Here is a 14,601-nt window from a genome sequence, read left to right as displayed (position 1 = left end):
TTTTATAATCATCATGCTAATTCATCATGCTTTAGATCGAGCAGGTGAGGCACTCTTCCACAGACAGCTTTTTGGTACGTGTGTAGTACAACGATTTAAGTCCTTTATGTGCAGCATACAGATAGCAACGGGCTAACTGACGTGTGGTTACATCACTGTTCACATGAAGCACTGTCGAAATCCCTTGATCCACGTGAGGTTGAATTTCTGCAATCAAATCAAGCACTTTGAACTGATCCATCTGATAAGCGGATTTATAGAAGAACACATTATCCTTTTGCAAATAAGGCATTGGATAGTAAGTCGTCGAATTGGCATAAGTACGTGTTTCAATTTGCTCAACAATCGGCATAACGCTGGATGTTGCGTTTTGAATATACGAAATGCTGGCAGTCGGCGCAATCGCCATACGATAGGCGTGGTACAGACCATTTTTCATGACGTCGGCTTTCAGCTTGTCCCAATCCGCAGGAGTCGGAATATCAATCCCTTTGAACAGCTCTTGCACACGTGCGGTTGTCGGACGGTAATCCGTATTGAGATAACGGTCAAAATACACGCCGGTCGCATAATCCGATTCCTCGAATCCATAAAAGCTTTGTCCAGCCGCTTTCGCGATTTCCATACTTTTCTCTATGGAATGATAGTTCATCGTCATAAAGAAAGTGCGGACAAAATCTTTCGCTTCGTTGCTTTCATACGCAATTTTGTTTTTGGCCAGGTAGCCGTGCAGATTCATGACACCCAAACCAACGGAATGCATTTCGCGGTTCGCTTTGGCAACACCCGGTGCATTAGCCACTTGTGTCATATCGCTGACCGAGGTGAGCGCAATCATGCCCTCATGAACGGATTCGCGGATTTTGCCATGCTCCATCACATTGACAATGTTCAGGGAAGCCAGATTGCAGCTCACATCGCGGCGGATAATATCCTGCTTGCCATAATCTGCAATTTCGGAAGTTTCCTGCAACTGGAATATTTCTGTGCACAGGTTCGACATCTTCACTTGACCCACATTTTTAAGGGCATGTGCCTGATTGGCGTTACTTTTATTCATCATGTATGGATAGCCGGATTCCAGCTGAATCATGGCAATTTTCGTCAGCATGTCACGTGCGCTCATCGCTATTTTTTTCTTCACCCGATCGTCGGCAAGCAGCGTATCGTACATTACATCCAGATCCATGTCGTCCAGATGCGTTCCATAGGCCTTGTACACACTGTATGGAGCAAATACATGCAAGGGTTCATTATCCTGAGCCAGCTTGTAAAAGCGGTTTGGCACCAGCAATCCGATGGAAAGGGTTTTAAGGCGCACTCTTTCGTCAGCATTGATTTTTTTACTATCCAGGAATTCCAGAACATCCCAACCAAAAATGTTGTAGTACGCCGCGCCGGAGCCCTTGCGCTGCCCCATTTGATCCGCGTAGGAGAATCCGTCTTCCATCAGCTTAAGCACAGGCATAATGCCTTTTGCTGCGCCTTCTACGCCTTTAATCGCTTCACCGCGTGACCGCAGCTTCGACAGGTTGACCGCGACGCCGCCCCCGATTTTGGACAGCTGCATGCATGTGTTGAGCACGTAGTTGATCGAGTTAAGAGAGTCGTCCATTTCGAGCAGGAAGCAGGATACCAGCTCTCCACGGCGGCTTTTGCCTGCGTTCAGGAAGGTAGGTGTGGCTGGCTGGAGGCGCTGCTCCATCATCGAGCGGGCCAACAGCCGCGCCGTATCAACATTACCGCGTCCCAAATGCAGTGCGACTGCTGCAACCCGGTCAGGATAATGCTCCAGATAGACCTTACGGTCATTACTTTTCAGTGCATAATCGGTATAAAACTTGGATGCCGCCATATAGGAAGGGAATTTAAAATGATAGCTATGTGTAATATGGAAAATATCTTTAACTTCATCTGCTGTATAGCTATTATAGAAATTCTCGTAATAATCATTCTCAATCATGTACAGCACTTGAGCCGCTGTATCTGCAAACTTGAGGCTGCGTTCCTGAACTTCCTTCATAAATTCTGCGACAGCCTCTTGATCCTTTTCCAATTGGAAAAAGCCGTCTGTATCGCGTTTCATCAACATGTTGTTCAATTCAATATGCCGCAACTCGGCTCACCTCCTGTTTAAAACGCTCTACATCTCCGAACGTTCCAGATAATTCAAATTTACTAATCACAGGGACATTATAATGATCGGCAATCAAATCCGCGCTTTTTGCAAAGCATTCGCCCCAGTTGCGGTTGCCGCTTGCAGCTACACCAACGAGGTTTTGAGCGTTTTTTTGCAAAAAGGAAGATACCCTCTCAGGTATCTGACCAAACCCTGTCGTATATGTAATGAGTACGTATGGTTCATCTATGGTCATTTGCTCCTGGATCTGAACCGCCGGAAGCTTGAGCTTTCCAATAAATCTTTTTACATTGCCGGTCTTGGAATCATAAGCAATCAGCATTGTAGGCATCCTCCTTAACAATTAACGAAAAAAAGAAAACGGCATTAACCGCCATTTAAAATGTTGGACTCTATATGTACATGTATTTTCATTCCTGTAAGTTCAAGCTATTGGGCGAAAACACGTTTTTTACACTATATTTAGAGTACATTTTCTATTTTATATCTATATATAGTTTTGTCAATCGGTCCAAAGGGGATCACAGGGCCCAGATCGGGTATAAGTCCAAGCGGGGTGCGGAAAAGAGCGAAAGAACTTTTTTTTCGTAAGTATGTTAAAAAAGTATTGGAGTTTTTGAGGTTGGAGATGTACCATTTGTCAATGGGCAATAGAATGGAAAATTTATATATTAATGTAGAAAGGATGAAGTAGATGGGAAGCAGTTATATAAATGAGGCTGAATCGTTTAATATGATCTTTTTTACCGTGTTTGGCATTATGGCTCTTTTTATGATTATCGGTATTGGCAAGACGATAGGAGCAGGGCTTTCCAATCAAGCGGCCGAACTGGTACAACGCTCATGCAAAGTTGTGGATAAGCGGACGAGGGTGCGCGGAGGGTCGGGCGATTTTTCGGCTTCGACATATTATTATATTACCTTTGAGTTTGACGGGGGTGAACGTATGGAGCTGGAGGTGAAGGATACGGACTTCGGTATGATTGTGGTCGGGGACTGTGGTGAGCTTCATTATAAAGGTACGCGTTTTGTGGGGTTTGTGAGAATGATGGAAGCGTAAAGTATATTGTAGAGAGTTGGAATGACTGAAAAAATACATACCGGAGGGAAGATGACGATGCCGCATATTATTGGGGAACGAATTGTATTGAGAGAATACCGTCTGGAGGATATACCTGATATACGAAAATGGGTCAATGACCCGCAAATTACACATGGTTTAAGCGACGTGTTTATCTATCCGCATTCACAATTCAATAGCGAATCCTTTGTACAGATGATGATTGACGGCAACTCCGAGATCAAGGGTTTTATCATTGCGCATAAAGACACACTGGACTATATCGGACAACTGGACTTATTTAAAATCAACTGGGTGAATCGGCACGCCACACTTGGAATTGTGATCGGCCGTGACGGTGACCTGGGCAAGGGCTACGGGCGGGAAGCGATTCGGCTAATACAGAAATTTGCATTTCATGCTCTGAACCTGCATCGGCTGGAGCTGGAGGTCTATGCGTACAATGAACGTGCATACCGTTGTTATCTGGCTTGCGACTTTAAAGAGGAAGGTCGGCAACGGGAAAAGCTATTCAGGGAAGGTCAATATTATGACATTATCCAGATGGGAATTTTACGAAGTGAATATGAAGCTGCAGAGCAAGCGCCGGAATCTTGAGCGTGAGGTCACATCAGTTATTTTAAAACAGGCGGACAGCATCAGACTGTCCGCCGTGTAATCTTTCATTTTATAAGCGTAACTCGAACTATAAAGCAGAACTTGAAAAAAACATAAATTATTTCTCCCCGTACCATAGCTTCAGCCGGTTTTGGATCAGGCCGGTGTAGACTTCCTCAGCCTTCGGTACACCTGCCTGGTCCAGCTCTTGCAGCATACGGTCATAGACGGTGTCGAACTGATCCGGCTTGGCTAGTACAGCCTCAGGAATCCGTTTGCGCACAATGTCCTGCGACTTCTGATAAATGACATTGTAGTTCGTATCGGTCGGAACCGGCATATTGTAGGCGGCACCCCACTCTTTTGCCGGGAAATCCTTTTCGTTCGGGAACAGGTCCTTCCACGTCTGGGCCTTGTATGCCTGAAGGGATTCTTTTTCAGCTTGGCTGTAATTTTCGGTAATCATTTCCGGATAGTTGGTTGTATAGTAATTGCCAGAAGGGTCCTTGACGCTGTCCCCGTAATGAGGCCCCCATATCCAGTACAAACCGATACCTGACTCTCTAGTAAAAGAAGCATTATCGGTGTTTTTGCGCTGTTGGACGTCAGCTGGAATGACTCGTTTGCCGTTCTCTACATTGTAATGCTGGCCTTCAATGCCCCAGTTGCGTAAAATTTGTCCTTCATCGGAGGCCAGGAAATCCAGAAACTTGATGGCACGCACCGGATTTTTGCACGAAGTCGTAATTCCGATGCCGTACGCAGCGTCAAAGCCAACCGGCTGGAGGGAATGATCCTGATATTTTTCATTTAATGTGACTGGAAAATGAGCGTAGGTAAATTCATCCTTGCCTGCTGCCTTGAGGGCGTTTTCGGCATCCTGATAGTTCCATTCCTGATCAATGAGTCCAATGACCCGACCTGCAGCAATCTTGGATTTGTACTGATCACTTTTTTGCACAAAAGTATCCTTATCCAGCAGTCCTTCGTTGTACATATGATTCAGCCAACGGAAATATTCCCGTTCTTCCGGGCGCTTGTAGTGAAGGATGGCTTTGTGTGTTTTTGGATCAATATAATACTCACCATCGTCCGGTCCGCCTGTAGCGATCACGGCGGGATTCGTCACGGTAATCTGAATTTTCCAGTCTTCGGCATCAAGTGAGAGGGGAATGGTAGGCTGGCCGTTGGTGGTGGGGTATTTGGCGACATAGTCCTTGAGTGCTTTTTCAAAATCCTGGACGGTACGAATTTTGGGGTATCCAAGCTTTTTAAGTGCCTGATGCTGGATTTCAAAGCCGGCCTGTGCATCAAATGCGATGTGATCTACGCCCAAATTGGTTGGGATCGTATAAATGGCAGGATCTTCACTGCTATATTTGATACGGTTAAAATAGTCTCCGTACACTTTCTTAATATTAGGACCGTATTTATCAATCAGGTCGGTCAAGTCAATGAGTGCTCCGGCATCGACCATCTTTCCGACTTCCCCTTTGGGATACACGAGGTCAGGATACTCTCCGCTGGCGACCATCAATGCAAATTTTTCCTCACCTCGACCATTGACGGCATATTCGGCATTGAGTGTAACGCCCGTTTTTTTGATAATTTCCTGTCCGACCGCGTCTTTCATGTTGTTCCAGTTGGAGCTGGAATCACCGCCAAAAAAAGTTAGGGTAATGGGACTGGTGTCATCGGGATCTTCTTTTAATGCCGTACCGCCTGTTCCGCTTGCACAGCCCGTTGTCACGAGCAGCAGCAAAGCCAGGAGCAGGATGGAGCTTTGCCGTATCGATCTGTTCTTGAACATTTGCAATCCCCCTTTTTAAGTATGATTCACATAATGTAAGTGCTTTCATTAGTAAATTGTAGGAAATAAACTACCTTACGTCAAGTGATTTATGGTGATTTGTTATGTTGTTTGTTTTTTTATTATGCAAACATATTATGGTGAATGGTGTGGATTTGTGCAAATCTATCGTTTGATGATCTAAAACAATGTATGCTACGATGGTACCAGTTTACAGGCACACCCGTGTATTGAAAACAGGCAGAAGCAGAACTAGATTCCGAATAGGGTTGGGTGAGAAGATGCGTGGAAAAGTAACATTGCAGGAAATTGCGGATGCGGCGGGCGTTTCAAAATTCGCTGTTTCTCGTGCATTGTCAGGCAAGCCCGGCGTAAGTGAAGAGACAAGGACGGTGCTGGTCAAGCTGGCCGCCCAGATGGGCTATTTTCGCAACCATCCAAAAGTGACCGGGTTAGAGCCGCGTGATACAGATGCCAGGGAATGGTCGGGCACTGTGCTGGTGTTATTTCCAAATATACGACACCAGAACAGGGAATCCAGATACTGGGGACCTGTGTTTGAAGGAATCTCCGAGCGTCTGAAGCGCAAGGGAATGGATATGGTCACGTTAACGGAGCCCTCGACTGAAGATATGTTTTCGTTGCTGAATCCGGAGGCGATCAAGGGCATTATTACGGTAGGGTCGGTTTCAACGCCGATGCTGCTGAATATTTATCGAATGGGGATTCCAGTCGTCATGGTAGATCATTGGGATTCTGCATTTTTAAGTGATACGGTGTTTACGGATAACCGCACATGCATGAGTGAATTAATGAAGGATTTGCTGTGCAGGGGCTATACACGTTTTCAATTTGTCGGTCAAATTGACGATGCTCACAGCTTCTATGAACGTTGGGAAGCTTTTCGCTCCACACTGGAAATGAGCGGCGTACAATTACAGCAGAACAAGGCCTTTCTTCACGGGGGAGTGCAAGCGCTGGATGAGGAATTGGACAAGCTGACCGAGAGCGAGCTGCCAGAGGTGTTTGTGTGCGCGAATGATGTGACTGCTGCACAAGCGGTGGATGTGCTGAAACGGAAGGGAATTGACGTCCCGAGGCGCTGCGGGGTGACTGGATTTGATGATACGAATGAACAGATGCCGATTTATGCCACGGTAAAAGTGGATAAGGAGCTGCTGGGAATGCGTGCGGTGGATCAATTGCTATGGCGCATAACCAACCCGGATTCGCCTGTCGAAAAAAAGCTGCTGCACGCAGAACTGGTTGTACGGGAACGACATGCGCCGCAAATCAGTCGGGAGAATGATGGCCCTGAGCTTCCAATCAGCACAATCAGATATAGTTGATGTTCAGATAGCACTAAATGTACTCCGTTGATGTGGAGAGATAAAGATGTCGCTTTTTAGCCTGTTTAAGGCCAGAGAGCGACTTTTTTGGTTGCTATGCCAATGGTTTTGCGAAAAAACAATTTGACTACTTTGTTAGCTTAATGTTATTTTTGTTATGCTGAAAAAGAGACCCAGATGTTCCCAATCATCCTTACAGGGAGGCTTGTGATAATGTTCAATGTGATAGGACTGGATTGCTGGAGATTTAGGGAAGCGCAAAGTGATGAGTGGTTTCATGCGGAAGTGCCGGGTTGTGTGCATACCGATCTTTTACGACTTGGCCAAATTCCTGATCCGTTTATCGGTATGAACGAGGAGGAGGTACAGTGGATTGACAAGCAGGATTGGATCTATGAAGCTTGTTTTGAGATCCATGCGGAACAGCTTCAATGTCAACGGATAGAATTGGTGTTGGAAGGACTGGACACCTATGCAGATGTAAAAGTGAATGGGCAACATGTGTTGTCGGCCAATAATATGTTTCGGCAATGGAGACAGGATGTGAAGGAGTTTATTCAAGTAGGGGGAAATCGGCTGGAAATTTATTTCCGTTCACCGATTGCTGAAGATATGCCCAAGCTGGAACGGTTAGGTTATGCACTCCCTGCGCCGAATGATCAGTCCGAAGCTGGTGGCTTGGCAGACAAAAAGGTAAGCGTTTTCGCACGTAAGGCTCCCTATCATTATGGCTGGGATTGGGGACCGAGGCTGGTGACAAGCGGCATTTGGAGAGAGGTGCGTGTTGAGGCTTGGTCCGGTATGATCGTGAGAGACTTGTTTATTCGACAGGACGAGGTAAGTGCAGAAGAGGGCAGGCTCACGGCGGTAATAGAAGTCGAGAATGCAGAAGAGGCAGCAGAGGCCGAGCTGCGTATCCTCGCTGACAGCAAGGTGTGGTCGAAGCCTGTTCACCTGCTGAAGGGAAAGCAAACCGTAGAGCTGGAGCTGGATATGAGTAAACCGAAGCTGTGGTGGTGCCGAGGGCTGGGAGAGCCCCATCTATATACGTTTACAGTCGAACTTGCGGAGCGGGAGCAGGGAGCTGTGATGGCGAGAAAAACGGTGAAAACAGGTCTGCGTTCGATCCGTCTTGTACGTGAACCGGATGCGGAGGGAGAGAGCTTTTATTTTGAGCTGAACGGAGTTCCGGTGTTTGCCAAGGGAGCCAACCATATTCCGAATGACAGCTTTGCCACTGAGGTTACGAAGGAACGATATCGGCATGAAATTGCCAGCGCGGCCGCCTCCCATATGAATATGCTGCGGGTTTGGGGTGGTGGCATTTATGAAGAAGACGTATTTTATGAGCTTTGCGATGAATACGGCTTATTGATATGGCAAGATTTTATGTTCGCATGCAGCATGTATCCGGGGGATGAGGCTTTTTTGGAGAATGTGGCACAGGAGGCTGAAGACAACATCAAACGGCTGCGGAATCATCCCTGTATTGCGTTATGGTGCGGCAATAATGAGATAGATTCGGCATGGGCGCATTATGAGGAGAACGGAGGCTGGGGCTGGAAAAAGGATTACACGCCTGAGCAACGGGAGCGCCTGTGGGCAGATTATGAAACGCTGTTTCACCGGATTTTACCAGAGGCGGTACACACCTGGACCCCGCAGACGGCTTATTGGCCCTCCTCCCCGCTCATTGGCCTGACTGCAGATCGAAACCAGCATGCGCATCCGTCCTCGAAGGCCGGGGATGTTCACTACTGGGGGGTGTGGCACGCATCTGAGCCGTTTGAAAATTACCATGTACATGTGGGACATTTTATGAGCGAATATGGTTTTCAGTCCTTTCCTGAATACAAGTCGGTGCGTGCTTATGCGGAGGAAAAGGATTTGGAGCTGGAATCTGCGGTCATGCTGGCGCATCAGAAGAACGGGGCAGGCAATCGCCTGATTAAAGAATATATGGAACGGTATATGCGGGAACCAAGGGATTTTATATGTTTTCTTCCTATGAGCCAGATTTTACAGGCAGAGGCGATGAAAATGGCCATAGAGTCACATCGACGTCACAAGCCCTATTGCATGGGAACACTATATTGGCAAATGAATGACTGCTGGCCCGTTGCATCCTGGTCGAGTATGGACTATTTCGGTCGTTGGAAGGCACTTCAATATACGGCTAAGCGCAGCTTTGCCGATGTGCTGTTGAGCGTGGCAGATGCAGAGCAGGGCAATAAGGAGCTGTACATCGTCAACGATAAGCTAAAGCCGGTTGCAGGTACACTGCGGCTGACGCTTTTGCATATTCGCGGCACGAAAGCAATTCGTGAAGAGGAGATTCGGGTAGAGCAGCAGGCAGGCGGTGCAGGGATCGTACATATACTGCCCACCGACCAATGGCTGAACGGCCTGAACCGTGCAGAGCATATGCTGGTCGCGTGTCTGATACAAAATGGTGAACAGGTGGCCTCCTGTGAAGTTTATTTTGCAGATACCAAAGATATGGATTTACCGCAGACGAATATTAAGATAACCGAGGTACAGGGAAGCAGAGACGGTAGCTTTATGCTTTGTTCGGATGTGCTTGCCAGACATGTGTGGCTGTCAGCGGAACGGGAAGGCATTTTCAGCGATAACCATCTGGATCTGGCCCCAGGTATTCCGAAGATTGTGGAATTTTTGGATTTGAGTAACGGTGCCTCAACATTTGAGGCCGTTTCACCGGGCACGTTGACGGTGCATTCGTTGGTAGATTGGATACAAGGCTAGAGCAAGATACGTGGAGAAATTTCTGAGGAACCAAAAATTCCCGCCGACCAGTTAAGGTTAGCGGGGATTTTTTTCTGCTTTTGAACGAAATGAACTTATCAACTTAATCTATTCGATTACATTAGTAAAAGGTAGGTATACTTCTTGCTGAGAAAAAGAATAAGAACAACAACACTGAGAAAAAAATATAGAGAATCACACTCTCCGTTGACCGCAAAGGTTAGCGGAGTTTTTTTGTTTCATTTTATGCCAAAAATTGAATACTTATATTAGTTGCATAGTATATTGACAGATGGTTAATTTTGGTGAAAAATGAAGTGTGTTTTTAAAAATTATGGAATATTTATGCGGAAGGTGGCTATGGCATGAAGCAAACACCTACGATTCGGGCGGAATTAGACAGATACCTCAAACAAGAGGGATTGAGTCTAATACAATTTGGACATATTGCAGGGATGAATCGGGGAATAGTAAGTAGTATTGTGACAGGAAATAAGTCTATGTCTGTAAACCAGCTTGACCGAATTACTGAGGGTATGGGTTTACCGGAAGGCCACTTTTACGACTTGTTCATAGAAAACTACATCATAGACGTACCCCCGAATATGAGGCGAATCGAGCCATTTTTGTATCGTTGTGTGGAGTTGAACAAGTTGGATACGATCCGCAAAGTGGTGGGAGCCATCATGGACAATCTACTCTATTCGCCCAAACTATTTGATATTGCGGAAAACCTATTCGCAGAGGGACGACATGAAGCGGCGCTGCTGTTATATGAGAATGTAGCACAAACGGAGAAGTACCAGCACTCTGAGCGCTTGGCAGTCTGTCAATATCGTATATTCACTATTCAGGTTGGAGATGATCAAAGCCAAAATCTCAGGGCAGCAACGGTATTTGAAGTTTTTGTTGAGCGCCTGGATGAAATAGACCAGCTTGATGCATTAAAGGATTTGGCTAATATATATAGGTCTATGCGTAAATGGGACAAGGTTGATGAAGCAGCGAGAAAAATGAGAGGAAAAGCGGAAGTACAATATTCCATGAGGCATCAACAGAAGAATCGAAAGATCAGGGAGCATGAAAAGGAAACCAGGGGGGCGTTATTTGGATACATTGCGTATGCTGACTTGTTGTTAACAGGTGTCTCGGAGGCTCAAGGCGATTATCAACAAGCTTTACAATATACATACGCCTATACGGATTTGGATTGGGTCTTAGAGGAGGACGAAGAAACCCAACATTGGGTTAATTTGTTCAAGCACTGGTCTGAAGGTAATATTTACTACTATAAGCTTTTATCAGGCGATATAAATGTGCTTAACGATTATATTGAATATATAGCTGCAGCAACCAATGAGACTGACAAAGAATTGGTTACTATGCTTCTGAACTTAATGTTTGCTGCTAACCAGTATCAGCTAGACGTGGATCATGTAATCAAACGTTTTGAAATTGTTATTGACTCTTTTATGCAACAGGGTGAGCCATCATATGACATATATACAAATCAAGTTATTCCAGAACAGTTTGCACGATTGAGTTATGAACTGGCTTATTATTATTTGTATCGAGGGATGTATAACGATGGGTTCAAATACTTGATGTATTCAATAGAAAATTATCATACACTGAATAATGAGACTTATTATATAAATTGTATAGGGATGTTTGAGCATTTTCGCGCCTATGTAGTTCCCGAAGCAAAAGAAAAATTCTCAAAATTTATTGAAAAGGTGTGGTTAAACAATGCTAAGAAAAATATTCCTTCTAGCCGCCGTAGTTAGCTTTTTGTTTATTGGTACAGTACCTATTCAGTCATATGGTCACTCATATGGTCATCAGGAACTCCATGATCCAATAGGAGGATTCTAAAACAAAAGCTCTGCTAATCTTAATTGGTCGGCAGAGCTTTTTTGTTTTCAACGGTTATTTTTCACAGGTTACTCCATCATTATCCCGATCTAAAGCTGGACGATAGCCAGGTTCGTCAGCATACAAAGGGTCTTCTCCTGTACTACGTACTGCTTCGCAGTTCTGGTAGTAAACATTATCCTCTTCATATTCTGAATCTGTATTAATAATTGTTTCTGGATCACTACGGATGATAAATAAATATAAAATTCCCAAACTCATAAATAGCATTAAAGTGGGTGTTATGTAGTTAGGGAATTGTTTGTGCCGTGTGTCTCTGTGACCCAACATTGATCCTATAACAAAACTACTGCTAAAACTATAAGCAATGTCCAAATAAGCCACATATTCATCCACGCTTTATTGTTTTGAATATAGACTATCAAAACTAGGAATATTTTTCTATAATCATTTACAAATCAGCACATTAAAGAGGCCCTAGCAGCCGGACACTCATCTGTATGCACTTATAGACCGCGAGGGAGCCGATCATAACCGTGAGTTGTCTCTTAAAGGCGTGCCCACACGCAAGGGTAAAGATCACTATGAATGGCCTATGGCAATGTGTGCAGATATTAAGTACATAAATCCAAAGGATAATCGTGGGGCAGGTTCGTGGGTAGGTCATAAGCTGGACGACTGTGCAGATGGCACAAAGGTTAAATTTATCGTTAAATAAAAGACAAAAATGAAGAATCTACTGGTGTAAAGCTGGTAGATTCTTTTTTTAGCAGGACAAGTTTCCCCTTACTTCGACATTCGCTTTTCTGTATTATATTGTTGTAAATATAAATATTGGAGGAATATGTGAATGAAATGGAAATTAGCGAAAAAAACTGTTTTAAGTTCAATGGCAACTGCTTTATTGTTCTCAGTTATAACGCCTTTCGCGGCATTTGCAGAATCATCTTCAGTAACTGCTACTACATACGGAACAACACCAACAATAGATGCTAATGCTGTAACTCCGCCTGCTCCTACTGTACAGCCTGATGGAGAAGTTAGTACCCAGGGTGTAAAAGTTAAGGCTGTAGAAACTGCTATTAAAGCATTAAGATATGTTATCGATAACCCGGTGTCGCGCTGGACTCTGGAAAAATTTTTTGATACAGAGACAGTGGCGGCTGTTATCAAATATAACAATAAAGTTTTTGGTGTTCTTGAAAGATATTTAGGAGCTGTAGAATTGACTACTGCTGAAATAGCCGCAGGCGCAAGGTCTGCAATCGTTCAGGAATTGAGAGGGTATGTTGGTAAAGGAATCGCGGAAGGAGTAGGGATGGTTGTTGAGTGGTTGATTTATTATGGTAGCAAAGTAATACTTTAATGATCTGAAAATAAAGAGGTGCATCATGGAAAACCCGAATTTAACCCAGCTTGAGAAACGTATAAATATTTTGCTTGAATGGAAAACTGTATTGTTGCGTTTAGCAGAAGATGAATTGTCACCATATGATAAATGGTGTGCTGAAAAAGAGCTTAGTCGGGAAGATCAACATTTTATAGCGAATCTTTGCATGTTATTTAACATACGATTACATCCTGATCAAAGCAAACCCGATGTTCAAAAAATCACTAAAAACTTTGAAGAACATTTCAAAGTTAATGACTTTGAGTTGAGTTACGAGGTGTTTGAAAAACTTATAAAAGATTATCAACTTAGAGAGCATCCAATTCATGAGTGGGATGCTCGAGAAGTGCTTGAAAAGCTGGCCGAGAGTAATAGGAGTGTTGAACTGAAGGAAAAACTACTTGGTTAGCTATGGATTCTAAACGGAATAGGTAAGAAAGCCCCACTGATCTGTGAACTGACCCCAAAAAGTTAGACACAGGACAGACTTAGGCTGCTACAGAGGACTGGATGCGGTATTCTACCGGCGACAGTCCTCTGAGCTTTTGCTTGGTTCTTCGATGGTTTGTAATAATGTATATATTGATCTAATTCCTGAATGAAGTGTTCGATGGATTCAAATTCTTGAATATATAGAAGTTCCGTCTTTAAGATCCCAAAGAAATTCTCTATCACGGAGTTGTCCAGGCAGTTTTCTCTGCGTGATATACTTTGTGCGACTCCTCTTTCGGAGAGCATATACTGGTAGCGTTTCTGTTGATATTGCCACCCTTGATCAGAGTGCAGGATGAGGTTGTGTTGCTCTGGTAGCTTCTCTAAGGCTTTTTCGAGCATCTCTGTGACCATAGAGAGAGTCGGTCTTCTAAATATGGTATAGCTGATGATTTCACGGTTATACAGATCCATAATCGGAGACAGATATATCTTTTGTCCAAACAAGTGGAATTCTGTGACATCAGTAACCCAGAAGCCCTAACTCCTTCATTAAGCGCTGAACTGTCTTATGATTGATTGGAGTCGTTTTGCGGATCTCCCTGGTCATAGTTCGGTATCCTGCTCGACATTTTAATTCATCATTAAATAAACGCCTCATTTCTGTTTTTACATCGGCGTACTTATCAGGCTTGTTCCACTTTTTCACGTGATAGTAGTAAGTGCTTTGAGGAATGCCTGAGTTTTTTTTCTGAACTAAGGCATTCCATTTTTTTAGGTACGATACCTCCATACGAAGGCGTTGGTTTTCCTTAATCAGCTCGTCTACAGCACTTTCATTTTAGCCGCAGGTTTATAACTCAACCGATTCTCATGCATATCTTCTAATATGTATTGCTTTTGTTCTCCAGTAAAAGTCCTGTGTGTTCCCTTTGTGATTAATCCCGCAGCCCCATGCTTGAGTATGCTGCTACCCATTCATTAACCGTTACATGGTTCATCCCATACTTCCGCGCTGCTTCGTTCTCAGACAGCCCTCCCTCAAGTACATCTATATTAAATATAAAACTTAGAGCTATTCCACAAATCTATTCTGATACTAGATTCTACTCTCACTCTCTCATGATATGTACAGCGTTTTCATTATGTTAATATATATAA

The 14,601-nt window shown here is 44.2% G+C and carries 13 protein-coding genes and 1 pseudogene; 8 read left to right on the top strand and 6 right to left on the bottom strand.

Translation table 11 applies throughout. The features are described 5' to 3' along the window. Nucleotides 1–31: 31 nt before the first annotated feature. A complete protein-coding gene (gene nrdE / locus BAZ21_RS02095; protein WP_068496603.1) occupies nucleotides 32–2,116 on the bottom strand; it encodes a class 1b ribonucleoside-diphosphate reductase subunit alpha in 2,085 nt (694 codons plus the stop codon). Next, complete coding sequence (nrdI, locus tag BAZ21_RS02090; RefSeq protein ID WP_068496601.1) at nucleotides 2,103–2,462, bottom strand: class Ib ribonucleoside-diphosphate reductase assembly flavoprotein NrdI; 360 nt, start codon at nucleotides 2,460–2,462, stop codon at nucleotides 2,103–2,105. Before nrdI ends, nrdE begins: the two co-directional genes overlap by 14 nt. A gap of 372 nt (nucleotides 2,463–2,834) precedes the next feature. On the opposite strand from nrdI, the gene BAZ21_RS02085 reads away from it, so the two are divergent. Both BAZ21_RS02085 and BAZ21_RS02080 read left to right on the top strand, forming a co-directional pair. Continuing rightward, complete coding sequence (locus tag BAZ21_RS02085) at nucleotides 2,835–3,200, top strand: DUF2500 domain-containing protein (protein ID WP_068496599.1); 366 nt, start codon at nucleotides 2,835–2,837, stop codon at nucleotides 3,198–3,200. 57 nt (nucleotides 3,201–3,257) lie between these two features. Next, nucleotides 3,258–3,818 carry a GNAT family N-acetyltransferase gene (locus BAZ21_RS02080; protein WP_068496596.1) on the top strand — a complete coding sequence of 187 codons (561 nt, stop codon included), beginning with the start codon at nucleotides 3,258–3,260 and terminating at the stop codon, nucleotides 3,816–3,818. Nucleotides 3,819–3,936: 118 nt separating this feature from the next. Here the strand turns inward: BAZ21_RS02080 and BAZ21_RS02075 are convergent, their stop codons facing one another. After that, on the bottom strand, nucleotides 3,937–5,628 hold the full coding sequence (locus tag BAZ21_RS02075) for an ABC transporter substrate-binding protein (protein ID WP_068496594.1): 1,692 nt from the start codon (nucleotides 5,626–5,628) through the stop codon (nucleotides 3,937–3,939). Between the two features lie 281 nt (nucleotides 5,629–5,909). Here BAZ21_RS02075 and BAZ21_RS02070 point away from each other — a divergent pair, with 281 nt between their 5' ends. The 3 genes from BAZ21_RS02070 (at nucleotide 5,910) to BAZ21_RS02060 (ending at nucleotide 11,530) form a co-directional block, all read left to right on the top strand. Beyond that, entirely contained in the window at nucleotides 5,910–6,977 is a 1,068-nt protein-coding gene (locus BAZ21_RS02070; RefSeq protein WP_068496592.1) for a LacI family DNA-binding transcriptional regulator, read from the top strand. Nucleotides 6,978–7,190: 213 nt separating this feature from the next. Beyond that, the gene (locus BAZ21_RS02065; protein WP_068496590.1) at nucleotides 7,191–9,743 is read left to right on the top strand and encodes a beta-mannosidase; all 2,553 of its coding nucleotides are present in this window, start codon (nucleotides 7,191–7,193) and stop codon (nucleotides 9,741–9,743) included. A gap of 365 nt (nucleotides 9,744–10,108) precedes the next feature. After that, on the top strand, nucleotides 10,109–11,530 hold the full coding sequence (locus BAZ21_RS02060) for a helix-turn-helix transcriptional regulator (protein WP_068496587.1): 1,422 nt from the start codon (nucleotides 10,109–10,111) through the stop codon (nucleotides 11,528–11,530). A gap of 142 nt (nucleotides 11,531–11,672) precedes the next feature. Here BAZ21_RS02060 and BAZ21_RS30165 read toward each other — a convergent pair whose 3' ends face one another. Further along, a complete protein-coding gene (locus BAZ21_RS30165) occupies nucleotides 11,673–12,014 on the bottom strand; it encodes an excalibur calcium-binding domain-containing protein (protein ID WP_373441504.1) in 342 nt (113 codons plus the stop codon). A 57-nt stretch (nucleotides 12,015–12,071) separates the two neighbouring features. Here BAZ21_RS30165 and BAZ21_RS29345 point away from each other — a divergent pair. The 3 genes and pseudogenes from BAZ21_RS29345 to BAZ21_RS02045 form a co-directional block, all read left to right on the top strand. Next, nucleotides 12,072–12,336 (top strand): annotated as a pseudogene (locus BAZ21_RS29345) (NucA/NucB deoxyribonuclease domain-containing protein); the annotation flags it as partial. 132 nt (nucleotides 12,337–12,468) lie between these two features. After that, nucleotides 12,469–12,984 carry a hypothetical protein gene (locus BAZ21_RS02050; RefSeq protein ID WP_068496583.1) on the top strand — a complete coding sequence of 172 codons (516 nt, stop codon included), beginning with the start codon at nucleotides 12,469–12,471 and terminating at the stop codon, nucleotides 12,982–12,984. A gap of 25 nt (nucleotides 12,985–13,009) precedes the next feature. Further along, on the top strand, nucleotides 13,010–13,417 hold the full coding sequence (locus BAZ21_RS02045) for a hypothetical protein (protein ID WP_068496581.1): 408 nt from the start codon (nucleotides 13,010–13,012) through the stop codon (nucleotides 13,415–13,417). Nucleotides 13,418–13,479: 62 nt separating this feature from the next. Here BAZ21_RS02045 and BAZ21_RS30160 read toward each other — a convergent pair whose 3' ends face one another. Next, nucleotides 13,480–13,947, bottom strand: coding sequence for a DDE-type integrase/transposase/recombinase (locus BAZ21_RS30160; protein WP_084011489.1), 468 nt, complete (start codon nucleotides 13,945–13,947; stop codon nucleotides 13,480–13,482). Between the two features lie 16 nt (nucleotides 13,948–13,963). Further along, on the bottom strand, nucleotides 13,964–14,233 hold the full coding sequence (locus tag BAZ21_RS27580; protein ID WP_084011488.1) for an IS3 family transposase: 270 nt from the start codon (nucleotides 14,231–14,233) through the stop codon (nucleotides 13,964–13,966). Nucleotides 14,234–14,601: the final 368 nt, after the last annotated feature.

It is taken from the genome of Paenibacillus kribbensis (genome assembly GCF_001705305.1).
Lineage (GTDB): Bacteria > Bacillota > Bacilli > Paenibacillales > Paenibacillaceae > Paenibacillus > Paenibacillus kribbensis_B.
This window is presented reverse-complemented; position numbering and strand designations above follow the sequence as displayed.